The sequence below is a fragment of the Streptomyces sp. P3 genome (assembly GCF_003032475.1).
Classification (GTDB): domain Bacteria; phylum Actinomycetota; class Actinomycetes; order Streptomycetales; family Streptomycetaceae; genus Streptomyces.
Window position 1 is genome coordinate 2,915,727 of the sequence record NZ_CP028369.1, and the last position, 24,899, is coordinate 2,940,625.

The following is a 24,899-nucleotide window of genomic DNA, read 5'->3' on the forward strand; positions in this document are numbered from 1 at the left end:
GACGTGAGGTGCGGCCGACGCACCCACGGCCGACGTGACCATGTGATCGTGTGACCGGCGGGCCTGCCCTGTGGACGACTCCTGGGGTCGCCGGCGGACGTGGGTTACGTTCGGGGTGTGAACGCAATCAGCTCCGCCGATGCCGACGTCGCAGTCCCCGCCCCGGGTCGCGTCGTCCTGCTCACCACCAGCCACCGCGTCGCCCCCGGTCTGCTCTCCTGGCCCGCCTGGCAGGCCCTGCGCGCGGCGGACCGGGTGCTGTGCGCGGACGGCGCGCACCCGCAGCTGCCCTATCTGCGGGACGCGGGCATAGCCGTCGAGGAGACCTCCCCGACCGCCGAGGAACTGGTCGCCGCCTGCGCCGGCGGCCGCACCGCGGTGGTGGTGGCGACCGGCGATGGCGAGCCGGCCCTCACGGACGGTCTGGCCCGGCTGGCGGGCTCCGGCCGGGTGTCGATGCCGGAGCTGGAGCTCCTTCCCGCCTCCTACGACCTCCCCGGCGCCCGCCTGCTCGACCTCGTCCAGGTCATGGACCGCATCCGCGACGAGTGCCCGTGGTCCTCGCAGCAGACCCACCAGGGCCTGGCGAAGTACGCGATGGAGGAGGCGTACGAGCTGGTCGAGGCGATCGAGGACGGCGACCGCGACGAACTCCGCGAGGAGCTGGGCGACGTCCTGCTGCAGGTGGTCTTCCACGCCCGTATCGCCGAGGAGGACGAGGAGTCCCCGTTCTCCGTCGACGACGTCGCGGGCACGATCGTCGCCAAACTCGTCCACCGCCACCCCCATGTCTTCGGCGACGCCACCGCCACCACACCGGAGGAGGTCAAGGAGCACTGGCTGCGCACGAAGGCGGTCGAGAAGCGCCGGGCTTCGGTGACCGACGGCGTTCCGCTCCACCAGCCCTCGCTGGCTCTCGCGGCGAAGCTGACCGCGCGGGCCCGGACGGCGGGGCTGGACGTACCGCTGCCGACCGCCGAGGGCGTCGGCTACGAACTGCTCGCCCTCGCCGCCAGGGCCGAGTCGGAGGGAGTGGACCCGGAGGCGGCGCTGCGGGCGGCGGCCCGGGCCTACCGGGACGCGATCAGGGTCACCGAAGGCCTCCCCGACCGCCCGTCCCCGTCCCCGTCCGCGTCCTCGGGCGGGGGAGAGTGACCGTACACCTCAGGAAGCCCGCTACCGTCGGGGAGTGACCGACCCGACCCACCCGACCCACCCGGCCGAGCAGACTGACCCGGCCCACTCGTCCCGGCAGCCGTCGGCCGACGTGCCGCCCGCGCCTTTGCTCTTCACCTGGGAGTTCGCCACCGACCCCTACCCGGCCTACGCCTGGCTGCGGGAGCACGCCCCGGTGCACCGGACCGCGTTGCCGAGCGGGGTCGAGGCCTGGCTGGTCACCCGGTACGCCGACGCCAAGCAGGCTCTCGCCGACCCCCGGCTGTCCAAGAACCCCGCACATCATGACGAACCCGCCCACGCCAGGGGCAGGACCGGCATCCCCGGGGAGCGCAAGGCCGAGCTGATGACGCATCTGCTCAACATCGACCCGCCGGACCACACCCGGCTGAGGCGGCTCGTGAGCAAGGCCTTCACCCCGCGTCGCGTCGCCGAGTTCGCGCCGCGCGTGCAGGAGTTGACGGACCGGCTGATCGACCGGTTCGCCGCCGAGGGCCGGGCCGACCTCATCCACGACTTCGCCTTCCCCCTCCCCATCTACGCCATCTGCGACCTGCTGGGCGTTCCCGAGGAGGACCAGGACGACTTCCGCGACTGGGCCGGGATGATGATCCGGCACGGCGGGGGCCCCAGGGGAGGCGTCGCCCGGTCGGTCAAGAAGATGCGCGGCTACCTGCTGGAGCTCATCCACCGCAAACGCGCCGCACTCCCCGCCGAACCCGCCCCGGGCGAGGACCTCATCTCCGGTCTGATCCGCGCCTTTGACCACGGGGAACACCTCACGGAGAACGAGGCCGCCGCCATGGCCTTCATCCTGCTGTTCGCCGGCTTCGAGACGACCGTGAACCTCATCGGGAACGGCATGTACGCCCTCCTGACCCATTCCGCCCAGCGCGAGGCCCTGCAGCGGTCCCTCACGGAGGACGGCGGCGACCACGCCCTGCTCGCCACCGGCGTCGAGGAACTGCTCCGCTACGACGGGCCCGTCGAACTCGCCACCTGGCGGTTCGCGACCGAGCCGGTCGTCATCGGCGGCCAGGACATCGCGCCCGGCGATCCCGTCCTCGTCGTGCTGGCCGCCGCCGACCGCGATCCGGCCCGCTTCACCGACCCCGACACCCTCGACCTCGCCCGCCGTGACAACCAGCACCTCGGCTACGGCCACGGCATCCACTACTGCCTGGGCGCCCCGCTGGCCCGGCTTGAGGGCCAGACCGCGCTGGCCACTCTGCTCACCCGGCTTCCCGACCTTCGACTGGCGGTGGAACCAGCCGAGTTGAGGTGGCGCGGCGGCCTCATCATGCGCGGCCTGCGCACGCTGCCGGTCGAGTTCGCCCCGGTGTCCGGCCCGCGCTCCGGCGTCTGACGGTTCCGTCACAGCGGTGCGGGTCTGACCGGACGTCAGCGGATTGTGACCATGTGGCGAAGCAAAGGTGACCGATCCTCAAGTCTGTGATCTTCACGTGATCTGCGCGGCATTAACTTGTGACAAGTGATCGTCTGCCGATACGTTCACTCGTCAGCGCGACGCGTCAGCTCACTCGCCCGCGCCGGCACTGCTGTCCAGAGAAAGGCCCTCGCATGCTCTCCGGGAACGGTCGTCACCGTCGCCCCCGCCAGGCCCCCGCGCTGCTCGTCGCGGCCGGGGTGACCGGCTCCGCCATCGCCATCCCGCTGTTCGCCGCCTCCGGCGCGAGCGCCGCGGACGGCACGGTGTGGGACAAGGTGGCGCAGTGCGAGACCGGGGGCTCGTGGAGTGCCGACGGAGTCGGCGGCGAGTCCGGCGGCCTGAGCCTCACCCAGCAGGACTGGAACGCCTACGGCGGACTCGACTACGCGGCGAGCCCCGACCTGGCCAGCCGCAACCAGCAGATCGCCGTGGCGCAGAAGGTGCTCGCGGCCAAGGGCGTAGGCGCGTGGGGCACGTGCGGGCTGACCTCCGGGCTCACCAAGGAGAACGGCGCGCTGGCCGTGGACACCGGAGTGGCGGGCGATTCGTCGGAATCATCCGGCTCCTCGGGTTTGTCCGACCTGTCCAGGGGGTTGTCGGGTTCGTCGGGCTCGTCGAGCTCCTCGGATTCCGGCGGCTCGACCGGCTCCGGCGACTCCAGCGGTTCGACCGGGTCGTCCGACTCGCCTGACTCGTCCGGTGATTCCACGAGTTCACCCTCGGCGTCACCTTCGTCCCCTTCGTCACCATCGGCCGTCACGGGCGACTCCGACGGCGCCGGCCGTCAGGGAGGCCCGCGGGCGGCCGACGGCTCGCCCACGGGGACACCGGAAGCGGTCAACCCGGACAAGTCGGGCCAGGAGGCGGGTTCCTGGAACCTCGTCGACACCGGTTCCCTCGGCTCCGGCCGCCATCGCGGCACCACGGCCGACGAGCCGGCGGCCAAGGGTGCCGACATCGAGGCGGGCGGTGCGTCCACCGCCTCCGCGGGCCGGCACGCCGCGGCCACCTATGTGGTCCAGGAGGGCGACTCCCTCGCCTCCATCGCCGACTCCCTTGGCCTCCACGGCGGATGGCGTGCCCTCTACGCCGAGAACAAGGACGTCATCGGCGCCGATCCGAGCGACATCGCTCCCGGTCAGACCCTCGACACAGGGGTCCAATAGGGCGCAAAGCCCAAGAAAATCAGCGGGAGTTCACGTCACACTTCGCGGTGAATGTCCGCTTTGGTGAAAGTGTGGGATGAGTCTCAGAAGCCCTGATCGTCTTTGAAATTCCGCGGATCGCGTGTCTACGGTCGTGACCGCTCGGCAACCCGAGCCCCGGCCGTCGCAACGCCGAATCCTGCCAGCGGCTGCCCGGGAACAGTCGTCGCGTCAAGCGCCGTAGGCAGGAGCGGGGGACCCAAGGTAAGTGCCGAACCGGGAAGTCACCGGAGCGGCTTGGGGTGAAGCCACACCTCCACGGAGCGGAAGTCTCCGGCGGAGGAGTGGCCGGGCAACTCACACGGCCCGAACCCGACAGCTCACCTCGCAGGCGTCGGTGAGGGGATCCACCATGCTGTTTTCCGGTAAGGGCAAGCACCGCCGTCCGTCCAAGGCCACCCGTGCCGCCGCTCTGGCCGGCGTCACCGGCGTCGCCATCGCCGCACCGCTGCTGGCGGCCGGCAACGCCTCCGCCGCCACCGCCTCCGAGTGGGACGCGGTCGCCCAGTGCGAGTCCGGCGGCGACTGGTCCATCAACACCGGCAACGGCTACTACGGCGGCCTGCAGTTCTCGTCCTCCACCTGGGCCGCGTACGGCGGCACGCAGTACGCCTCGCAGGCCAACCAGGCCTCCAAGGCCCAGCAGATAGCCATCGGCGAGAAGGTCCTCGCGGGCCAGGGCAAGGGCGCCTGGCCGGTCTGCGGCAAGGGTCTGTCCGGCGCCTCCTACGACGGCGGCAGCGCCGCCTCCTCGAACTCGGGCTCCTCCGGCTCGTCGGACAGCGGCAGCAGCTCCCGCTCGACCGAGCAGAAGAGCAGCTCCCGCTCCACCGACCGTCCGGCGGCCGCCAAGAAGTCCAAGACGGTCACCACCCCGACCGGCAAGAAGGTCAAGAAGGGCGACGGCGAGTACAAGGTCGTCAAGGGCGACACCCTCAGCTCCATCGCCGAGAAGCACAAGGTCGAGGGTGGCTGGCAGAAGCTGTTCGAGCTGAACAAGGACATCGTCCAGGACGCCGACCTCATCTACCCGGGTCAGCAGCTGCACCTGAAGTGACAGCCGGCTGCCGACGCGGCCACCGTGCCCTCCCGATGAAGGTCGGCACCCTGAGAACCGCGTGACGGCCCCCCGTCCCCACGAGCCCCCCGTTCCGGTGCGTGTTCCCCCGTACGCACCGGGACGGGGTTTTCTCTTGCGCTCTTCCGGCCGGCGCGCTCCCGGCCGCCGCTCTTCCGGCCGTCGTTCGTCCAGCCGCCGCGCTCCCGGCCGGCGTTCTCCAGACCGCTTTCCTCCCGGCCGACGTTCTTCCGGCCGCTGCACTTCCGGCCTCCGGGCCTCCCGGCCGCCGTCCTTGCGGTCCTTCCGTTCCTTCGGGTCCTGTGGCAGCCGCCCGTCAGGCAGCCGTCCGTCAGGCCGTCGGCCTCCCGGGCCGCGTGGTGTTTTCCCGGCCTTTCGGGCCGCTTTCCCCAGCCGCTTTGTTCCGGACAGGAACAATGTGTACGGTCAGTCCGTCCACGGGACGGTCGGTCGGTGGCCGACGCCCCGGAGGCGGTTAGGCTCTAGGCGCAAGGCCACGCGCCGCGCACTTTCAGCGTCACATCCCATGAAGGAGATGCTCGTGCCGTCCATCGACGTCGTCGTAGCCCGGGAAATCCTGGACTCCCGAGGCAACCCCACGGTCGAGGTCGAGGTAGGCCTCGACGACGGCAGCACGGGTCGTGCCGCCGTTCCGTCCGGCGCCTCCACGGGTGCCTTCGAGGCCATCGAGCTGCGCGACGGTGACCCGAACCGCTACCAGGGCAAGGGTGTCGAGAAGGCCGTCCTCGCCGTCATCGAGCAGATCGGCCCGGAGCTCGTCGGCTACGACGCCACCGAGCAGCGCCTGATCGACCAGGCCATGTTCGACCTGGACGCCACCGACAACAAGGGCTCGCTCGGCGCCAACGCCATCCTCGGCGTCTCGCTCGCCGTCGCCCACGCCGCCTCCGAGGCCAGCGACCTGCCGCTGTTCCGCTACCTGGGCGGCCCGAACGCGCACCTGCTGCCCGTTCCGATGATGAACATCCTGAACGGCGGCTCGCACGCCGACTCCAACGTGGACATCCAGGAGTTCATGATCGCCCCGATCGGCGCGGAGTCCTTCTCCGAGGCCCTGCGCTGGGGCGCCGAGGTCTACCACACCCTCAAGAAGGTGCTGAAGACCAAGGGCCTGTCCACCGGCCTCGGCGACGAGGGCGGCTTCGCCCCGAACCTGGAGTCCAACCGCGCCGCGCTCGACCTCATCATCGAGGCCATCCAGCAGGCCGGTTACGTCCCCGGTGAGCAGATCGCGCTCGCGCTCGACGTCGCCGCGTCCGAGTTCTACAAGGACGGCAAGTACGAGTTCGAGGGCAAGTCCCGCTCGGCCGCCGAGATGACCGAGTACTACGAGGAGCTCGTCTCCGCGTACCCGCTCGTCTCCATCGAGGACCCGCTGTACGAGGACGACTGGGCCGGCTGGAAGGTCATCACCGACAAGCTGGGCGACAAGGTCCAGATCGTCGGCGACGACCTCTTCGTCACCAACCCGGAGCGCCTGGCCCGCGGCATCGACGAGGGCTCCGCCAACGCCCTGCTCGTCAAGGTCAACCAGATCGGCTCGCTGACCGAGACCCTGGACGCCGTCGAGATGGCCCAGCGCAACGGCTTCAAGTGCATGATGTCCCACCGCTCCGGCGAGACCGAGGACGTCACCATCGCCGACCTCGCCGTCGCGGTGAACTGTGGTCAGATCAAGACCGGCGCCCCGGCCCGCTCGGACCGCGTCGCCAAGTACAACCAGCTGCTGCGCATCGAGGAGATCCTCGACGACGCCGCGGTGTACGCGGGCCGCTCCGCCTTCCCGCGGTTCCGCTCCGCGAACCACTGAGCGCGGCAACGGCTGACCCCACCCGGGGTAAGGCCTAGCCAGTCGCACGAACGTCCCCGTACTCGGTCCCGTACCGTGTGCGGGGACGTACGCACGTGGGAGACGGGAGGCGCAGCACATGGCCGTGAAGGACCGGGACCGTTTCTCCACCGCGACCAGGATCAAGCTGCTCGGCGAGCAGACCGCGGCCCGTGTCTACCGTTCGCAGACCAAGCGCCAGGCCCGCCGCTCCCGCCTCACCGGCCGCGCGGCCCTGCTGGCGCTCGTCCTGTGCACGCTGATCGTGGCCCTGGCCTACCCGATGCGCCAGTACGTGTCCCAGCGCGCCGAGATCGCCGACCTGGAGCGCGAGAAGCAGCAGGCCGCCGAGCGCGTCGAGCAGCTGCGCGACCTCAAGGCGCGCTGGCAGGACGACGCGTACGCCGAGCAGCAGATCCGGCTGCGGCTGCACTACGTACTGCCGGGGGAGACCGGCTTCGTCGTCGTCGACCCGGACGCCGCGAGGCGCTCGCGCGCCGACCTCGGTGGGGCCGACCGCCCCTGGTACTCCAACGTCTGGGACGGGGTCGACAAGTCCGACGCCTCCGACCACTGACCGACCGACCGATGGAAAGACAGGCATGCAGACGCCCCCGCCGACCACTCCGCGCACCGAGCCCACCGACGCGGACGTCGAGGCCTTCAAGCAGCAGCTCGGACGCCCGCCGCGCGGCCTGCGCGCGATCGCGCACCGCTGCCCGTGCGGTCATCCGGACGTCGTCGAGACGGCCCCCCGCCTGCCCGACGGCACCCCCTTCCCGACGCTGTACTACCTGACGTGCCCGAAGGCCAACTCGGCGATCGGCACGCTGGAGGCGAACGGCGTGATGAAGGAGATGACGGAGCGGCTGCAGTCCGACCCCGAGCTCGCCGCGGCCTACCGGGCCGCCCACGAGGACTACGTCCGGCGGCGGGACGAGATCGAGGAGCTGCGGAACTTCCCCAGCGCGGGCGGCATGCCGGACCGGGTGAAGTGCCTGCACGTCCTGGTGGCCCACTCGCTGGCCGCGGGCCCGGGCGTGAACCCGCTCGGTGACGAGGCGCTGGAGATGCTCCCCGAGTGGTGGCGCAAGGGCGCCTGCGTGATCCTTTCCCAGCCGGTCGAGGGGGAGGCCCCGTGACCCGGGTGGCCGCCGTCGACTGCGGTACGAACTCCATCCGGCTGCTCGTCGCCGACGCGGACCCGGAAACCGGCGAACTCGTCGACCTGGACCGCCGAATGACCATCGTCCGGCTCGGCCAGGGCGTCGACCGCACCGGCCGGCTCGCTCCCGAGGCGCTGGAGCGGACGTTCGCCGCCTGCCGGGAGTACGCGGCCGCCGTCAAGGAACTCGGCGCGCAGCGGCTGCGGTTCGTGGCCACGTCCGCCTCCCGGGACGCCGAGAACCGGGACGAGTTCGTGCGCGGGGTGCTGGACATCCTGGGCGTCGAGCCGGAGGTCATCACCGGCGACCAGGAGGCCGAGTTCTCGTTCACCGGTGCCACGAAGGAGCTCACCGGCCGCGACGACCTGGCCCGGCCCTACCTGGTGGTGGACATCGGCGGCGGTTCGACGGAGTTCGTCGTCGGCGACGACCGGGTGCGCGCCGCCCGCTCGGTCGACGTCGGCTGCGTGCGGATGACCGAGCGGCACCTGGTGGTGGACGGGAAGGTCACCGACCCGCCGTCCGAGGAGCAGATCGCGGCGATGCGCGCCGACATCGAGGCCGCCCTCGACCTCGCCGAGCGGACGGTCCCGCTGCGCGAGGCACGCACCCTGGTCGGCCTGGCCGGCTCGGTCACCACGGTCTCGGCGATCGCCCAGAAACTGCCCGCGTACGACTCGGCGGCCATCCACCACTCGCGCGTCTCGCACGACGAGGTCCGCGCGATCACCGGGCGGCTGCTGCGTTCCACGCACGCCGAGCGTGCCGCGATCGGCGCGATGCATCCGGGACGGGTGGACGTGATCGGGGCGGGCGCGCTGGTGCTGCTGGCGATCATGGAGCGCACCGGCGCGCAGGAGGTCGTCGTGAGCGAGCACGACATCCTCGACGGCATCGCCTGGTCGGTCGCGTAGGGCTCGTCGGGGTCGTCGGGTGCACTCTGCTGAGCAGGCAGGATGCGCGGATGAGCAGTCCTGGGGGTCCTTCGGGGCCCCTTCGGCGTGGTCTCGCGACACTCCGCCGGGAAAGTTCGTGAAGTTCTTCACAAGGAATTTGGCCCTGTCGGAGGGCGATTGTGTCCCGGTTGGCCCTTCCGGGGGTCCGGCCCCCGTATGAACGTGTTCAAAAGAGGCGGACGGGGGCGTCTCGCGGGTGTCTCGCAAGGCTCGCCGCGGGGCGCTCACAGAGACCTTCCGGAGCCGGAGAGGCAGCTCACGCGGCATTGACAACGCCATGCCCTACACGCTGGTTCCCGTTCTCCGCCATGAGGTGGATCACGCGAGTCGCGGAGGATAGCACACACCCTCGGGAAGCTTGTGAAGGGGCGCACGAGCGACCCCCCTGAACCAGGTGGATACTCGATGGCATGAGCACCACGGAGCGTCCCAGGATCCTCGTAGTAGGCGGTGGGTACGTAGGCCTGTACGCAGCTCGGCGCATCCTCAAGAAGATGCGCTACGGCGAGGCGACCGTCACGGTCGTCGACCCCCGGTCGTACATGACTTACCAGCCCTTCCTCCCCGAAACCGCCGCCGGCAACATCTCCCCGCGCCATGTCGTCGTCCCGCTGCGACGCGTGCTGCCCAAGGCGGAGGTCCTCACCGGCCGGGTCACCACCATCGACCAGGACCGCAAGGTCGCCACGATCGCGCCGCTGGTCGGCGAGGCGTACGAGCTGCCCTTCGACTACCTGGTGATCGCGCTCGGCGCGGTCTCCCGCACCTTCCCGATCCCCGGCCTCGCCGAACAGGGCATCGGAATGAAGGGCGTCGAGGAGGCCATCGGCCTGCGCAACCACGTCCTCGAGCAGCTGGACAAGGCCGACTCCACGACCGACGAGGAGATCCGCCGCAAGGCGCTCACCTTCGTCTTCATCGGCGGCGGCTTCGCCGGTGCGGAGACCATCGGCGAGGTCGAGGACCTGGCCCGTGACGCGGCCAAGTACTACAAGACCGTGTCCCGCGAGGACATGCGCTTCATCCTGGTCGACGCCGCGGACAAGATCCTGCCCGAGGTCGGCCCGAAGCTCGGCCAGTACGGCAAGGCCCACCTGGAGAGCCGCGGCGTGGAGATCTACCTCTCCACCTCGATGGACTCCTGCGTCGACGGCCACGTCGTGCTCAAGAACGGTCTCGAGGTCGACTCGAACACCATCGTGTGGACGGCCGGCGTCAAGCCGAACCCGGTCCTCGCCCGCTACGGCCTCCCGCTGGGCCCGCGTGGTCACGTCGACACCGCGCCCAGCCTCCAGGTCCAGGGCACCGACTACATCTGGGCCGCCGGCGACAACGCCCAGGTCCCGGACGTCGCCGCCCGCAAGGCCGGCGTCGAGAACGCCTGGTGCCCGCCGAACGCGCAGCACGCGCTGCGTCAGGCGAGGGTCCTCGGCGACAACGTGATCTCCGGTATGCGGGGCTTCCCGCAGAAGGACTACGAGCACTCCAACAAGGGTGCGGTGGCGGGCCTCGGCCTCCACAAGGGCGTCGCGATGATCGTCATGGGCAAGGTGAAGATCAAGCTCAAGGGCCGTCTCGCCTGGTACATGCACCGTGGCTACCACGGCATGGCGATGCCGACCTGGAACCGCAAGATCCGCGTCTTCGCCGACTGGACCCTCGGTATGTTCCTCAAGCGCGAGGTGGTGGCGCTGGGCGCGCTGGAGTCCCCGCGCGAGGAGTTCTACGAGGCCGCGAAGCCGGCCCCGGTCGCCGCGAAGCCGGCCCCCGCGAAGGCCGAGAGCGAGAAGGCCAACGCCTCCTGAGCCCAGGTCGACCGACCTCGGGCCCAAGGGCCCGCGGTCACTGAACATCCCCGAAGGGGCCGTCCGCCATCCGTGGTGCGGACGGCCCCTTCGGCATCCCCGAGCCGGTGCGCGACGCGCCCGGTCACCCTTGGTGGGGACGATCTCCCACGACGCCGGTCACCGTGGCCGGGCGGGCCGGGAAGCCCCGCGCCCGCCGCTGCCGGCGCCACCGGCGTGTGCCGTGTGCAGGTATTTTGCCCAGCCGTGACGGCGTCGTGGGACCGGGCACCGCACCCCCTCGTGTTTACGTGGGGACAGGACATTCCGGGATCACCGTCACGGAGGGGTGCATCATGGCTGACGCCGCGCCGCGGCTCCATGGGCTCGTCGAACAGTTGCTGGGGGCTCCGTTCCCGCTGCGCGTCCGCGCCTGGGACGGTTCGCAGGCGGGCCCGCCGGGCGCGCCCGTCCTCGTCGCGCACCACCGCAGAGCCCTGCGCCGTCTTCTCTTCAAGCCCGGCGAACTGGGCCTCGTCCGCGCCTGGGTGGCCGGCGACCTGGACGTCGAGGGCGACCTGTACACCGCGGTCGACCTGCTCGCCGGCCTCGTCTGGGAGCGCGGCGACGACGCCCGCACCCTCGCCCAGGCCCTGCGCGACCCCCGGTTCCGTGCGGCCGTCCGCGGGCTGCTGAGACTCGCCGGGCCCCCGCTGCCGCCCGCCCCGCCCCGTGAGGAGGTCCGCAGCGCCCGGCACCTGCACAGCCGGCGCTCCGACAGACGCGCCGTCAGCCACCACTACGACGTCGGCAACGACTTCTACGAACTGGTCCTCGGCCCGTCCATGGTGTATTCGTGCGCCTACTGGGAGACCGCGGGCGGCGCCCTCGAGGACGCCCAGCGCGACAAGCTCGAACTCGTCTGCCGCAAGCTCGCCCTGTCGCCCGGTCAGCGCCTGCTGGACGTCGGCTGCGGCTGGGGCTCGATGGCGCTGCACGCCGCCCGCGAGCACGGCGCGAACGTCCTCGGGATCACCCTCTCCCAGGAACAGGCGGCCTACGCCCGCAAGCGGGTCGCCGACGCCGGTCTCACCGACCGGGTCGAGATCCGCGTCCAGGACTACCGGGACGTCGCCGACGGCCCCTTCGACGCCGTCTCCTCCATCGGCATGGCCGAACACGTCGGCTCCGACAAGTACCTCGCCTACGCGCGCGCCCTGCACGCGCTGCTGAGGCCGGGCGGCCGGCTGCTCAACCACCAGATCGCCCGCCCTCCGCAGCGCGACGAGTCGGCCTACGACGTGGACGCCTTCATCGACGCCTACGTCTTCCCGGACGGCGAACTCGCTCCCCTCGGCACCACCGTCGCTCAGCTGGAACGGGCCGGCTTCGAGGTCCGCGACGTCGAGTCGATCCGTGAGCACTACGCCCTCACCCTGCGCCGCTGGGTGACCCGTCTGGAGGACGGCTGGGACCGGGCCGTCCACCTGGCCGGCCCCGGCCGCGCCCGCGTCTGGCGGCTCTACATGGCCGCCTCCGCCGTCGCCTTCGAACGCAACCGCATCGGCGTCAACCAGGTCCTGGCCGTGCGGACCCCCGGGTCCGGGGACTCCGGACTGCCGCTGCGCGCCCGCACCTGGAACTGACGGAACGACAGAAGGGCCCGGCGCCGTGGGGACGACGCCGGGCCCGACCGTGCCTGCCGCTACTCGGACTTGATCGCGCTCAGCATGTTCAGGCGGGACGCCCGCCGGGCCGGCCAGAGCGCCGCCAGGATGCCCACCGCCGCCGCGAGCGCCAGGAAGACCGCCATCCGGCCCCAGGGCAGCACGAGTTCGTAGGTGGCCATCTTCGTGCCGAGCAGTTCGCCCGCCGCCCAGCCGAAGAACACGCCCAGGCCGATGCCGAGCACCCCGCCGAAGAGCGAGATCACCAGCGACTCCAGCCGGACCATCCGCTTGACCGACCGCCGGTCCAGGCCGATCGCCCGCAGCATGCCGATCTCCTGGGAGCGCTCGAAGACGGACATCGCGAGGGTGTTGACGACCCCGAGCACCGCGACGACGACGGCCATCGCGAGCAGTCCGTAGAGCATGTTCAGCAACAGGGTGAACATCTTCGCGATCTGGTCGGAGAGGTCCTGCTTGCTCTGGACCTTGATGGCCGGGTTGGAGCCGAGGGCCTTCTCCAGCCGGTCCTTCGTGTCGCCCGAGACGCCGCCGGACGTCTTGACCATGACCTGCATGTCGGACGGGTCCTCGACGTGCGGGGTCAGCACGGAGTTGTCGAGGAGGATGCCCCGGATCAGCTCGTTGCTCTCGTACACCCCGGCGACCGTCAGCCGCTGCTGCTTGCCGTCCTCGTAGTGCACGGTGAAGACCGAACCGGCCTTCCAGCCCTGGTGCTTCGCGGCGCCCGCGTCCACGACGACCCGCGAGCCGCCCACCGTGAAGGCGCCGTCGTCCATCGGAAGGTCGGTGAGCTCCCCGAAGGCGGAGCCGGTGACGCCGGTGAGGTACTCGGTTTCGCCGTTGATGCGAGCGGGCGCGTTGCGCATCGGGCTGGTGGCGGTCACCCCGTCGGCGGTCTTCAGTTTCGCGTCGACGTCCGGGGAGAGCTCGTTTCCGTTGGCCATCGACACGACGTAGTCGGCCTTGATCGCGGCGGACGCCATCTTGTCGATCGACTTCTGCAGGCTGCCCGCCATCACCGTCATACCGGTGATCAGGGTCAGGCCGATCATCAGCGCGGAGGCGGTGGCCGCCGTGCGGCGCGGGTTGCGCACCGAGTTCTGCCGGGCGAGCTTCCCGGACACCCCGAAGATCCGCAGGACCGGCGCGGACGCCGCGATCAGCGGGCGGGACAGCAGCGGAGTGAGGATGAAGACGCCGATGATCAGCAGGACCGCACCGAGGCCCATGGGAGCCTGGCCGTCGGAGCCGTCCATCGTCGTCGCGGCGAGGACGACGGCGACGCCCGCCGCCGAGAACAGCGCGCCCAGCGTGTTGCGCAGCACCAGCGACCTGGTGGTCGCGGCGGCGTGCACGCTGCTCATCGCGGCGACCGGCGGGATCTTCGCGGCCCGGCGCCCCGGCAGCCAGGCCGCCACCATGGTGATGACGACGCCGACGGCCATGGCGGTGGCGACCGTGCCGGGCGTGACGACGAGCGGACCGTCGGGGACGGTCGCCCCGAGCGTCCCGAGCAGCGAGCGCAGCCCGGCGCCGATGCCGATGCCGGCGACCAGCCCGGTCACGCCCGCGACGGTGCCGACCACGAACGCCTCGATCAGCACGGACCGGGTGACCTGCCGGCGGGAGGCGCCGACGGCCCGCATGAGCGCGAGCTCCTTGGTGCGCTGGGCGACCAGCATCGTGAAGGTGTTGGCGATGATGAAGGTGCCGACGAACAGCGCGATGCCGGCGAAGACCAGCAGCCCCTGCTTCATTCCGCTCATCGACGCGGAGATCGCCTCGGCCTGGTCGTCGGCCAGTTGACGGCCGGTGGTGGTCTCGACCCGGTCCTTGGGCAGGGCGGCGTCCAGCGCGGACTTCAGCGCGCTCTGCGAGGTCCCGGCGGCCGCCCGGACGTCGATCTCGTCGTAGGTGCCGGGCTTTCCGAAGAGCGTCTGCGCGCTCGCCGTGTCGAACAGGGCGAGGCTGCCGCCGGCGGCGACGTTGCCGTCGTCGGTGGTGAACACGCCGACGATCTTCGGGGTGAGGACGGGGCCGTCCACGGAGATCCGCACGGTGTCACCGACCCGGTAGCCGGCCCGTTCGGCGGTCCGCGAGTCGATGAGGACCTCGTTCCTGCCGCTCGGGGCGTGCCCGGAGACGAGCGGGTACCGGCTGTCCTTCGTGCCCCAGTAGTTGCCGCCCTGCGACTGGAAGCCGCCGCCGATGAGCTTGCCGTCCTTGTCGGCGATGGCGGTGAAGCCGTTGACGACGCCGATCGCGGAGGCGGCACCCGGGACCTTCGCGCTCCGCTCCAGCAGGGCCTGGTTCAGCTCGGGCGTCTTGACGATGCGGTCGCCGACGTCGGGCTGGGCCTCGGCGGTGACGGCGACGTCGACCTGGTCGAAGCCCTTGGCGGAGCTGTTCTGGAGGGCGTTGGACAGGGTGTTGGTGAAGACCAGGGTCCCTGACACGAAGGCCACGCCGAGCATCACGGCGAGCACGGTCATCAGGAGCCGGGCCTTGTGCGCGAGCACGTTGCGCAAGGCGGTACGGAACATGGGTGTCGTCTTCTCAGTCCTGCTCGTCGGCGAGCGGTCGGTCCCGGTCCGGGATCAGCTGGTGCGGCCCTTGGCGTCGAAACGCTTCATACGGTCGAGCACCGACTCGGCGGTCGGACCGTGCACCTCGTCGACGATCCGCCCGTCCGCGAGAAAGACGACCCGGTCCGCGTAGGCAGCGGCCACCGGGTCGTGGGTCACCATCACCACGGTCTGCCCCAGCTCCCGCACGGAGTTGCGCAGGAAGCCCAGCACCTCGGCGCCCGAGCGCGAGTCGAGGTTGCCGGTCGGCTCGTCGCCGAAGATGATCTCGGGCCGGGAGGCCAGGGCGCGGGCGACGGCGACCCGCTGCTGCTGACCGCCGGAGAGCTGCGAGGGCCGGTGGCCGAGCCGGTCGGCGAGGCCGACCATGGCGATGACCTTTTCCAGCCACTCCTTGTCCGGCTTGCGGCCCGCGATGTCCATGGGGAGCGTGATGTTCTCGGCGGCCGTCAGTGTCGGCAGCAGGTTGAACGCCTGGAAGATGAACCCGATCTTGTCCCGGCGGAGCTTGGTGAGCTGCTTGTCCTTCAGCGTGCCGAGCTCGGTGTCGCCGATGCGCACGGAGCCGGAGGAGAAGGTGTCGAGACCGGCCACGCAGTGCATCAGAGTGGACTTGCCGGAGCCGGACGGTCCCATGATCGCGGTGAACTCGGCCTGCCGGAAGTCGACCGACACCCGGTCCAGGGCGACCACCTGGGTCTCGCCCTGTCCGTAGATCTTCGACAGGTCCGTGGCGCGCGCGGCCACGGTGGTGGTCCGCTCTGCGAGGGGGCTGGTGGTCACGGGAAACGGGCTCCTGACGGGACGGTGGATGATTCCGGGGGACCGAACCATCGTCCCGCCCGCCTGCCGCCGTGTAGTCAGCCGCTGTTCCGGTTCTGAGGGCAGACTCCGGACGGACCAGGGGCCGCGTTGTCATACCTGGGGATGACATCCCGGCTCCCTGAAGCGGCCCGGCGAGACGATCGTTTGCGGCGATTCCGGGCGGCGGGCGGGCGCGACGATGTGTCAAGAACCGGTGGAGCAACCTTGTCCGGACGGTGAAATTCCGTCATTCCGCATACGCGGGCGTTTCCCGCGCGCCAGGCTACTGGCAAGTGCGGATGGCCGGTGCCATGTACTGATGCACCCTCAGACATCAATAAAATAAGACAACATGAGGTCTGCTCGTCCGCTGTTCGGGGGACGGATCCCGATAGGGTCGGAAGCTCCAGCGGAGCCTTGGGCCTGCCCAGATGGTGGAATGCAGACACGGCGAGCTTAAACCTCGCTGCCCCTACGTGGGCGTGCCGGTTCAAGTCCGGCTCTGGGCACTTCCGCGGTCACCGTGTGTGACGCTCGGAGGCGGTGGGTTGCGAAAGGGGTCGCCGGTCACAGCCGGCCGGCCCCTGATGCGCGTTCGGCCCGGCCCCCCTTCTCCGCGGCGGCGCAGGGCTCCGGGGCCGCCGCGGCCATCCCCTGTCCTCCCGGAGACGGAGCCGCAGACCGTTGACACCCGCGCAGTCGGGGCGCAGACTCGGACGCGGATCACCAAGTGAAGAAATCTTCACTGCGCGAACAACTCCTCGTCCGTCCTCGAAGGGAAACGCCCGATGCGCACGACCGTCGGCATCGTCGGCGCCGGCCCCGCCGGCCTCCTCCTCGCCCGCCTCCTGCACAACGCCGGCGTCGACTCGGTCGTGCTGGAGAGCCGTGACCGCGCCTACGTCGAGCAGCGGCAGCGCGCCGGGATTCTGGAACAGGGCACGGTGGACGTCCTGCGGGCGGCGGGCGCCGGGGAGCGCATGGACCGCGAGGGCCTGCGGCACGACGGCATAGAGCTGCGGTTCGACCGCCGCCGCCACCGCGTGGACTTCCCCGCGCTCACCGGCGGCCGGTCGGTGACCGTCTACGCCCAGACCGAGGTGTGCAAGGACCTCATCGCCCTCCAGCTGAAGGAGGGCGGCCCGCTGCTGTTCGAGGCGGAGGCCCTGGCCGTGGAGGACGCCGACACCGACCGCCCCCGCGTCCGCTTCCGCCACCAGGGCGTCGAGGACGTCCTGGAGTGCGACTACGTCGTCGGCTGCGACGGCTTCTGGGGCGTCGCCCGCAAGGCCGTACCCGCCGAACTGAGCCGCACCTTCGAACGGTCCTACCCGTTCGGCTGGCTCGGCGTCCTCGCCGACGTGCCGCCCTCCCACGACGAGCTGGTCTACGCCCGCCACGACCGCGGCTTCGCGCTGCTGTCCATGCGTTCCCCGTCCGTCTCCCGTCTCTACCTCCAGGTCCCCGAGGGCACGGACGCCGAGTCGTGGAGCGACGAGGAGATCTGGGACGAGCTGGAGCGGCGGTTCGCCACCGACGACGGCTGGCGGCTGGAGCGCGGCCCGATCACCCAGAAGTCGGTCACCCCGATGCGCTCCTACGTCCACGAGCCCATGCGGCACGGCCGGCTCTTCCTCGCCGGCGACGCGGCCCACATCGTGCCGCCCACCGGGGCGAAGGGCCTCAACCTGGCCGTCGGGGACGTGGTCACCTTCGCCCGGGCGCTGACGAGCCTGCGGGAGACGGGGTCGAGCGCGCTCCTGGACGCCTACTCCGCGACCTGTCTGCGGCGCGTGTGGCAGGCCGAGCGGTTCTCCTACGACATGACGACCCTGCTCCACCCGGCGCCGGACGCGGACCCCTTCGAGAGCCGCCTCCAGCTCGCCCGTCTCGAGCGGCTCGCCTCCTCCCGGGCCGCCGAGACCGACCTCGCCGAGGGGTACACCGGGTTCTCGTTCGAATGACCGAACGCCGCGGCCCGTCCGGTCTCCGTGCGGTACCGGACATGTCGCGGCTTGGTCATGATCGGGAACCTTCCGTGCCGGGAATCACGAAGGCACGTAGCGTGTTGCGCAGCAACAAGAGGGAAAGATCCTCCCCAAGCACTAGGGTCAATCCTTTGCCTACCCATTACCCTTGAGCTCAAGGCCGCGCTGTGCGGCCACGGAGGAGTGCAATGAGGAGCAGAAACCCGGTCTTCTCGCGACGGGGGTTCAGCCGCGACAACGGCTACGCGGGCTTCAACGCCGCGCCGCAGGCCGGGGGACCCGCAGTCGGCACGCAGCAGGGCAACCCGTACGCCCAGCCGGCCGGCAACCCGTACGCGCAGAACCCCTACGCCCAGCAGGACCTGCAGCACGGCGCCCCGCCGCAGGCCCCGGCCGCCACCGGCCGGATGACGATGGACGACGTCGTCGCGCGCACCGCGACCACGCTCGGCACCGTGGTCGTCACGGCGATCCTGTCGTGGCTGCTGCTGCCCGTCGACGACGCCAACATCGGCAAGTCGTACGGCATCGCCATCGGCGCCGGTCTGGTCGCGATGGTGCTCGCCCTGGTCCAGTCGTTCAAGCGGCGACCGTCGCCCGCGCTGATCCTGTCGTACGCCGCCTTCGAGGGCGTCTTCCTCGGCGTGATCTCCAGCGCGGTCTCGACCTACATCGCGGACGGCGTCGTCGCCCAGGCGGTGCTCGGCACCATGGCGGTCTTCGCCGGCGTGCTCGTGGCCTACAAGGCCGGCTGGATCCGCGTCAACCGTCGCTTCTACGGCTTCGTGATGGCCGCCGCGATCGGTTTCGTCCTGCTGATGATGGTGAACCTGCTGTTCGCGGTCTTCGGCGGCGGTGACGGCCTCGGCTTCCGCAGCGGCGGCCTCGGCATCGTGTTCGGCATCATCGGCATCATTCTCGGCGCCTGCTTCCTCGCCCTGGACTTCAAGCAGGTCGAGGACGGCGTGGCCTACGGCGCCCCGCGCGAGGAGGCCTGGCTGGCCGCCTTCGGCCTCACGATGACGCTGGTGTGGATCTACATGGAGTTCCTGCGACTCCTGTCCATCCTCAACAGCGACTGAGTCGGCAGCCGCCGACCGGCGCGAGCGCCGGCGCACGACGGTGAGAAGAAGGGCCCCGGGATCACGATTCCGGGGCCCTTCTCCGTGTGTCGCGTGCGCGCTAGAGCAGTTTGCGCGCGGCCCTCCTCAGGTCGTACTCGTGGATGATCGCCTTGGCGTGGCCGTACGCGAGGTTGTGCTCGGCGCGCAGCCAGCTGACCTTCTCCTCGAAGCGGAGAGCGGGGCCTTCGTCGACGGTGCGCAACCAGTCGGCGACTTCACGACCGGTGCAATGGGGGATGCGGGCGAGAATGTTGCGGTGGGTCTCCTCGGAGAGGACATGGGACATCGGCGCCTCCGGTAGCAAAGGGGATGTAAGCCGGTCCTCAGGTCACCGTGCCCGACAGTTCGCCCGTTGGCAACAGTCCCGCTGCGACGCGTAGTCTCGCGGCGTGGCTGATACGACCTCCCTGACCCGTGCGGTGGATCACTTCGCCGATCGTCTGCGTGCCGCCCCGCAGAGCCGGCTGCAGCGGGGCGCGGCCGCCGAGGCGCTCGCCCTGGCGAGGGAGATGGCCCGGCGGACCCAGCTCATCGAGGAGCCCGGAACACCCCTGCGGGAGATGCCCGACGCCGGCATGTTCGCAGCCGCCGACCAGATCACCGTCGCCGCGCACGACCTGGCCCTCGTACTCACGGACGAGGGCCAGGTCGACGAGGCTGTGGAGTTGGTGGCGCAGGCGCAGAAGCGGGCGGGTGTGTGACGTCCGGGATCCGCGGGGCGCTCAGAGGCTCGCTATGACGCGGTCCGCCAGGATGTAGACGTTGTCCCCGCCGCACTGGAACGTCAGGGTGTAGGCGCCGGAGATGCCCGAGCCGCCCAGCAGGAACGGCGTCTGGCCCGCGGTCAGGGCCGCGGAGAGCCGTTCGGCCGTCTCGCGGTGGCCCGGGGTCATGCAGAGCGTGGTGCCGTCGGCGAAGACGTAGACGTCGAGAGTGCCGAGCGGGCCGGGCCGGACGTCGGTCAGCTCGATCTGCGACGAGGCGAGCTCCTCGAGAGCGGCGACCGTGCGTTCGTGGTCGTTGACGACCGGTGACTGCACCGGCACGAAGTCGGGGTGTGACGGGTGCCGGCGGCGGGCCGCGGCCAGTTCGGGCGAGTCCCCGGCCATTTCCCCGGCCAGCTCCCCGGCGAACTCGTCGGCGTCCGCTGCCGACTCGGCCACCGGCTCCAGGCCAAGCAGGTCGGCCTGACGCGGCAGGAACAGCTCGCTGTCCGGCAGGCCCAGCAGCGACGGGGCGTCGGAGGCGTCACGCGCCTCCTGGGCGGCCCAGAACGCGCGCGCCTCGGCGAGCTCCCGCTCCCGCTCCTCCGCGAGCGCCTCGGTGACCGCGGCGCGTATCTCGGCCGCGTCGGCGGTGGTGCGGGCGGCCGGGACGAAGCCGCGCAGGTCCGCCGCGGCGTCCTCGGCGTTCCTGGCGAGCTGGAGGTGCAGGGCGGAGACCTGCCGGCGCAACTGCATGAGGGTGCGCAGGACGGCGACGCCCACGGCGCCCGTGGCGGCCGTGGTGACCAGCAACGCGATCGGCATGGCGCTCACTGACGTACTCCCGGTTTCAAGTCGACCCCCGACTTCCTACAGCAGCTTGAAGGGCGGACTATCCAGCTGTCAGTGCGTAACGTCACGAAACGGGCAGGATTTTGGTCCTCCGGTTTACTGCCGAAAGGCGCTGAGCTGGGTGAACCCCTCCGAGGAGGGAGATAGGTCACATCCTGGGGGAGATTGGATCACAGAATGGCCCGGAGTCCGGGTGCTTTCCGGAGTCCGGGCCATTTCGTCACAGCTGGTGTCGAAGCGGTCACTCAGGGGTGGTTCAGCTGAGGCGCTCGATGACCATGGCCATGCCCTGGCCGCCGCCGACGCACATCGTCTCCAGGCCGAACTGCTTGTCGTGGAACTGGAGGGAGTTGATGAGCGTGCCGGTGATGCGGGCGCCCGTCATGCCGAAGGGGTGGCCGACGGCGATGGCGCCGCCGTTGACGTTCAGCTTGTCGAGGTCGATGCCGAGGTCGCGGTAGGAGGGGATCACCTGGGCGGCGAACGCCTCGTTGATCTCGACCAGGTCGATGTCGTCGATGGTGAGGCCGGCCCGGCGCAGCGCCTGGTTGCTCGCCTCGACCGGGCCGAGGCCCATGATCTCGGGGGACAGGCCGGAGACGCCGGTGGACACGATGCGGGCGAGCGGGGTGAGGCCGAGCTCGCGGGCCTTGGTGTCGCTCATCACGACGACCGCGGCGGCGCCGTCGTTCAGCGGGCAGCAGTTGGCGGCGGTGACCAGGCCGTCGGGGCGGAAGACCGGCTTCAGGCCCTGGACGCCCTCGAGGGTGACGCCGGCGCGCGGGCCGTCGTCCTTGGCGACGACCGTGCCGTCGGGGAGGGTCACCGGGGTGATCTCGCGCTCCCAGAAGCCGTTCTTGAGGGCTTCCTCGGCGAGGTTCTGCGAGCGGACGCCGAACTCGTCCATGTCCTGGCGGGTCACGCCCTTCACGCGGGCGAGGTTCTCGGCCGTCTGCCCCATGGCGATGTAGGCGTCGGGGACGAGGCCGTCCTCGCGCGGGTCGTGCCAGGTGGTGCCCTCCTGGGCCGCGACGGCCGCGGTGCGGGCCTCGGCCTCGGCGAAGAACGGGTTGTGGGTGTCCGGAAGGCTGTCGGAGTTGCCCTTGGTGAACCGGGAGACCATCTCGACGCCCGCCGAGATGAAGACGTCGCCCTCGCCGGCCTTGATGGCGTGCAAAGCCATCCGGCTGGTCTGCAGGGAGGAGGAGCAGTAGCGGGTGATCGTGCAGCCGGGGAGGTGGTCCATCCCCATCTGCACGGCCACGATCCGGCCGAGGTTGTTGCCCTGCTCACCGCCGGGCAGGCCGCAGCCGAGCATCAGGTCGTCGATGTCCCTCGGGTCGAGCTCGGGGACCTTGGCGAGGGCCGCCTGGATGATCGTGGCGGTGAGGTCGTCCGGGCGCAGGTCCTTCAGGGAGCCCTTGAAAGCGCGGCCGATGGGCGAGCGGGCGGTCGAGACGATGACGGCTTCGGGCATCACGGCTCCATTGGCGAGATTCTTACGGGGGACGGCTTCCTGGGAAGTTACCCGTACGTATGGGCTGGGTCACGCGGGTGGCGGTGTGACCCTGGCCGCAATTTACTAAGCGCTTGCTTTTGCGTCCGGCGGCGGGGCCTCCGGCGGCAGGGCCGGAGGCGTGCGGGTGAGGCCGCGGGCGGGGCCTGGGGCTTACCCCGGCCCTCGCCCCCCGACCCTCACGACCCCCGGCGGGCCGACGGGCCCGCGGGGCAGGTGTCGCCGGGTGCGGTCAGGCGTTCGTTGAGGAGGTCGGCTCCGATTCCGACACCCTCCGGCGGCGGCGGCGCTTCAGGAGGGCCCAGGGGCCTCGGGGGCCCGTCGGCATCGCGGCCGTCACCTCGGTACCGGGCTCCGAAGCCGCTTCCGCCGCCGCCCGGGCGACCGGCAGGAAGCCCTCGTGGCGGGAGGCGTCCGGGCGTTCCTCGTCGGCCGGCCAGAGCCCGAGGGCCGCGCAGACCGTGGGCAGGACCGCCATCGCGGCCGTCGCGTACCCCTCCGCCGACGGGTGGTAGTGGTCGGGGCCGAACAATTCGCGCGGGTTCGCCTCGAACTCGGGGCCCAGGAGGTCGCCCAGCGACACCGTGCGGCCGCCCTGCTCGACCGTGCCGATCGTCTGGGCCGCCGCCAACTGGCGCGAGGCCCGCCGGGCCAGCCAGCGCAGGGGCTGCTGGACCGGCTCGATGGTGCCCAGGTCGGGGCAGGTGCCGACGATGACCTCCGCGCCGGCCGTGCGCAGCCGCCGCACCGCCGCGGACAGATGCCGCACCGAGCGGGTCGGCGGCATTCGGTGGGTCACGTCGTTCGCGCCGATCATGATCACGCAGACGTCGGGCGGCCCGTCGGTGTCCGACAGGACCAACGCGACCTGGCGGTCGAGGTCGTCGGACTGGGCCCCGGGCAGCGCCACGTTGCGCAACTCCACGGGGCGTTCGGCGACCGCCGCCAGCCCCGACGCCAGCAGGGCCCCCGGCGTCTGACCGGAGCGGTGCACGCCCTGGCCCGCCGCCGTGGAGTCTCCCAGCATCATCAGCCGCAGCGGTTCCCTGCCGGGCCCGGGGGCGTCGTAGGCGACGCCGTAGCGGCCGTCGGCCTGGGGGACGTGCGGATGCGCCCCGTTGTTCACCTGGCGCCGGGCCAGATGCATCTCCGCCAGCACCAGGCCGGCCGCCGCCGCGCCGGCCAGCCCGAGTCCGCCACCGCCGTAGGCCGCGCCGGCCGCGATGCGCCGGGCCACTCTCGCCCTCGACATGCTCGTCATGCCTCGACGCCACCTCCTCGTGTCCGTACACCCACTCCTTGCCCCGTACGGACGGTCGTCCAATCTCGACGAGGAGTGAACATGCCGCTTCGGTCAGAGCCCGCCCCGTACTCTGGCGGCACCACTACGACCACTGTTTTTGCAAGCAACCGGAGACAACGGTGCAATTCCACGACTCGATGATCAGCCTCGTCGGCAACACCCCGCTGGTGAAGCTCAACAGCGTGACCAAGGGCATCCGGGCGACCGTCCTGGCCAAGGTGGAGTACTTCAACCCGGGCGGCTCCGTGAAGGACCGCATCGCCCTGCGCATGATCGAGGCCGCCGAGAAGAGCGGGGAGCTGAAGCCCGGCGGCACGATCGTCGAGCCGACCAGCGGCAACACCGGTGTCGGGCTCGCCATCGTGGCCCAGCAGAAGGGGTACCACTGCATCTTCGTGTGCCCCGACAAGGTGTCGACGGACAAGATCAACGTGCTGCGGGCCTACGGCGCCGAGGTCGTCGTCTGCCCGACCGCCGTGGACCCCGAGCACCCGGACTCCTACTACAACGTCTCCGACCGGCTGGTGCGCGAGACGCCGGGCGCGTGGAAGCCGGACCAGTACTCCAACGCGAACAACCCGCTCTCCCACTACCACTCCACCGGCCCCGAGCTGTGGGAGCAGACGGAGGGGCGGATCACCCACTTCGTGGCGGGCGTCGGCACGGGCGGCACCATCTCGGGCACCGGCCGCTATCTGAAGGACGCCAGTGAGGGCCGGGTACAGGTCGTCGGCGCCGACCCGGAGGGGTCCGTGTACTCCGGCGGGTCCGGGCGGCCGTACCTCGTCGAGGGCGTCGGCGAGGACTTCTGGCCGACCGCCTACGACCGCACGGTCGCCGACGAGATCGTCGCGGTGTCCGACAAGGACTCCTTCCAGATGACCCGTCGGCTCGCGAAGGAGGAGGGCCTGCTGGTGGGCGGCTCCTGCGGGATGGCCGTCGTGGCCGCCCTGCGCGTCGCCGAGCGGCTCGGCCCGGACGACGTCGTGGTCGTCCTGCTGCCCGACAGCGGCCGCGGTTACCTCAGCAAGATCTTCAACGACGAGTGGATGGCCGACTACGGCTTCCTCGAGGACGAGGGTCCCAGCGCCCGCGTCGCCGACGTCCTCAACGACAAGGTGCACGGCGCCATCCCGTCCCTCGTCCACATGCACCCGGACGAGACCGTCGGCGAGGCCATCGAGGTGCTGCGCGAGTACGGCGTCTCGCAGATGCCGATCGTGAAGCCGGGCGCCGGGCACCCCGACGTCATGGCCGCCGAGGTCGTCGGGTCGGTCGTGGAGCGGGAGTTGCTCGACGCGCTGTTCACCCAGCGGGCCTCCCTCGGCGACCCGCTGGAGAAGCACATGTCCGCGCCGCTGCCGCAGGTCGGCTCCGGTGAGCCGGTCGGCGACCTGATGTCCGTGCTCGGCACCGCCGACGCGGCGATCGTCCTCGTCGAGGGCAAGCCCACCGGGGTCGTCAGCCGCCAGGACCTGCTGGCTTTCCTGGCCAGGGGCGGCAAGTGACGTTTGCGTGACAGGGGTCGTGATTCCGGGGAAACCTGCGGTGAACGGCCCCTCGGGGCGCTGAACTTCCGTTTCCCCACCGAAGTGGTGGACTTCGCGGAAGTGGTACGCGCGCGTCACGTCCACGCAGCACCCGGTTAACACGCGTCCGGCATCTTTG

At 70.9% G+C, this 24,899-nt stretch carries 20 protein-coding genes, 1 tRNA gene and 1 riboswitch; of the genes, 15 read left to right on the plus strand and 6 right to left on the minus strand.

Features of this window, described 5'->3' with window-relative positions; translation table 11 throughout:
- Positions 1-117 precede the first annotated feature (117 nt).
- The 10 genes from C6376_RS13150 (at position 118) to C6376_RS13195 (ending at position 12,310) form a co-directional block, all read left to right on the plus strand.
- The gene (locus C6376_RS13150; RefSeq protein ID WP_254075929.1) at positions 118-1,155 is read left to right on the plus strand and encodes a nucleoside triphosphate pyrophosphohydrolase; all 1,038 of its coding nucleotides are present in this window, start codon (positions 118-120) and stop codon (positions 1,153-1,155) included.
- Positions 1,156-1,267: 112 nt separating this feature from the next.
- On the plus strand, positions 1,268-2,542 hold the full coding sequence (locus tag C6376_RS13155; RefSeq protein ID WP_107448940.1) for a cytochrome P450: 1,275 nt from the start codon (positions 1,268-1,270) through the stop codon (positions 2,540-2,542).
- A 215-nt stretch (positions 2,543-2,757) separates the two neighbouring features.
- Positions 2,758-3,792, plus strand: coding sequence for a transglycosylase family protein (locus tag C6376_RS13160; protein WP_107443590.1), 1,035 nt, complete (start codon positions 2,758-2,760; stop codon positions 3,790-3,792).
- Positions 3,793-3,997: 205 nt separating this feature from the next.
- A riboswitch (cyclic di-AMP (ydaO/yuaA leader) is annotated at positions 3,998-4,180 on the plus strand.
- Positions 4,181-4,183: 3 nt separating this feature from the next.
- Complete coding sequence (locus C6376_RS13165) at positions 4,184-4,888, plus strand: transglycosylase family protein (protein WP_107443591.1); 705 nt, start codon at positions 4,184-4,186, stop codon at positions 4,886-4,888.
- Positions 4,889-5,444: 556 nt separating this feature from the next.
- Positions 5,445-6,740, plus strand: a complete 1,296-nt coding sequence (gene eno, locus C6376_RS13170; RefSeq protein ID WP_107443592.1) for a phosphopyruvate hydratase — start codon at positions 5,445-5,447, stop codon at positions 6,738-6,740.
- 118 nt (positions 6,741-6,858) lie between these two features.
- Complete coding sequence (locus tag C6376_RS13175) at positions 6,859-7,335, plus strand: septum formation initiator family protein (protein WP_107443593.1); 477 nt, start codon at positions 6,859-6,861, stop codon at positions 7,333-7,335.
- A 25-nt stretch (positions 7,336-7,360) separates the two neighbouring features.
- A complete protein-coding gene (locus C6376_RS13180; protein ID WP_107443594.1) occupies positions 7,361-7,900 on the plus strand; it encodes a DUF501 domain-containing protein in 540 nt (179 codons plus the stop codon).
- Positions 7,897-8,838: a Ppx/GppA phosphatase family protein gene (locus C6376_RS13185; RefSeq protein WP_107443595.1), complete on the plus strand. Its 942-nt coding sequence runs from the start codon at positions 7,897-7,899 to the stop codon at positions 8,836-8,838. Before C6376_RS13180 ends, C6376_RS13185 begins: the two co-directional genes overlap by 4 nt.
- Positions 8,839-9,290: 452 nt before the next feature.
- Positions 9,291-10,685 carry an NAD(P)/FAD-dependent oxidoreductase gene (locus C6376_RS13190; protein WP_107443596.1) on the plus strand — a complete coding sequence of 465 codons (1,395 nt, stop codon included), beginning with the start codon at positions 9,291-9,293 and terminating at the stop codon, positions 10,683-10,685.
- Positions 10,686-11,020: 335 nt separating this feature from the next.
- Positions 11,021-12,310, plus strand: coding sequence for a cyclopropane-fatty-acyl-phospholipid synthase family protein (locus C6376_RS13195; protein WP_107443597.1), 1,290 nt, complete (start codon positions 11,021-11,023; stop codon positions 12,308-12,310).
- Between the two features lie 59 nt (positions 12,311-12,369).
- On the opposite strand, the gene C6376_RS13200 is transcribed toward C6376_RS13195, so the two are convergent.
- Positions 12,370-14,898 (minus strand): ABC transporter permease, encoded by a 2,529-nt coding sequence (locus C6376_RS13200; RefSeq protein ID WP_107443598.1) that lies wholly within the window; start codon positions 14,896-14,898, stop codon positions 12,370-12,372.
- A gap of 54 nt (positions 14,899-14,952) precedes the next feature.
- Entirely contained in the window at positions 14,953-15,723 is a 771-nt protein-coding gene (locus C6376_RS13205; protein WP_107443599.1) for an ABC transporter ATP-binding protein, read from the minus strand.
- A gap of 446 nt (positions 15,724-16,169) precedes the next feature.
- On the opposite strand from C6376_RS13205, the gene C6376_RS13210 reads away from it, so the two are divergent.
- The 3 genes from C6376_RS13210 (at position 16,170) to C6376_RS13220 (ending at position 18,814) form a co-directional block, all read left to right on the plus strand.
- Positions 16,170-16,253, plus strand: a tRNA-Leu gene (locus tag C6376_RS13210).
- A 279-nt stretch (positions 16,254-16,532) separates the two neighbouring features.
- On the plus strand, positions 16,533-17,708 hold the full coding sequence (locus C6376_RS13215; protein WP_107443600.1) for a 4-hydroxybenzoate 3-monooxygenase: 1,176 nt from the start codon (positions 16,533-16,535) through the stop codon (positions 17,706-17,708).
- A 212-nt stretch (positions 17,709-17,920) separates the two neighbouring features.
- Positions 17,921-18,814: a Bax inhibitor-1/YccA family protein gene (locus C6376_RS13220; protein WP_107443601.1), complete on the plus strand. Its 894-nt coding sequence runs from the start codon at positions 17,921-17,923 to the stop codon at positions 18,812-18,814.
- Positions 18,815-18,914: 100 nt separating this feature from the next.
- Here C6376_RS13220 and C6376_RS13225 read toward each other — a convergent pair whose 3' ends face one another.
- A complete protein-coding gene (locus tag C6376_RS13225) occupies positions 18,915-19,142 on the minus strand; it encodes a DUF4287 domain-containing protein (RefSeq protein ID WP_020128488.1) in 228 nt (75 codons plus the stop codon).
- A 103-nt stretch (positions 19,143-19,245) separates the two neighbouring features.
- Here C6376_RS13225 and C6376_RS13230 point away from each other — a divergent pair, with 103 nt between their 5' ends.
- The gene (locus tag C6376_RS13230; protein WP_173985633.1) at positions 19,246-19,557 is read left to right on the plus strand and encodes a hypothetical protein; all 312 of its coding nucleotides are present in this window, start codon (positions 19,246-19,248) and stop codon (positions 19,555-19,557) included.
- Positions 19,558-19,578: 21 nt separating this feature from the next.
- Here the strand turns inward: C6376_RS13230 and C6376_RS13235 are convergent, their stop codons facing one another.
- From C6376_RS13235 to C6376_RS13245, 3 genes are all read right to left on the minus strand, one after another.
- On the minus strand, positions 19,579-20,394 hold the full coding sequence (locus tag C6376_RS13235; protein WP_107443602.1) for a hypothetical protein: 816 nt from the start codon (positions 20,392-20,394) through the stop codon (positions 19,579-19,581).
- A 274-nt stretch (positions 20,395-20,668) separates the two neighbouring features.
- Complete coding sequence (locus C6376_RS13240; protein ID WP_107443603.1) at positions 20,669-21,889, minus strand: acetyl-CoA C-acetyltransferase; 1,221 nt, start codon at positions 21,887-21,889, stop codon at positions 20,669-20,671.
- Between the two features lie 271 nt (positions 21,890-22,160).
- The gene (locus C6376_RS13245) at positions 22,161-23,189 is read right to left on the minus strand and encodes an SGNH/GDSL hydrolase family protein (RefSeq protein WP_107443604.1); all 1,029 of its coding nucleotides are present in this window, start codon (positions 23,187-23,189) and stop codon (positions 22,161-22,163) included.
- A gap of 161 nt (positions 23,190-23,350) precedes the next feature.
- Between C6376_RS13245 and C6376_RS13250 the strand changes: the two genes are divergently transcribed.
- Positions 23,351-24,739 (plus strand): cystathionine beta-synthase, encoded by a 1,389-nt coding sequence (locus C6376_RS13250; RefSeq protein ID WP_107443605.1) that lies wholly within the window; start codon positions 23,351-23,353, stop codon positions 24,737-24,739.
- The last annotated feature ends 160 nt before the right edge of the window (positions 24,740-24,899 follow it).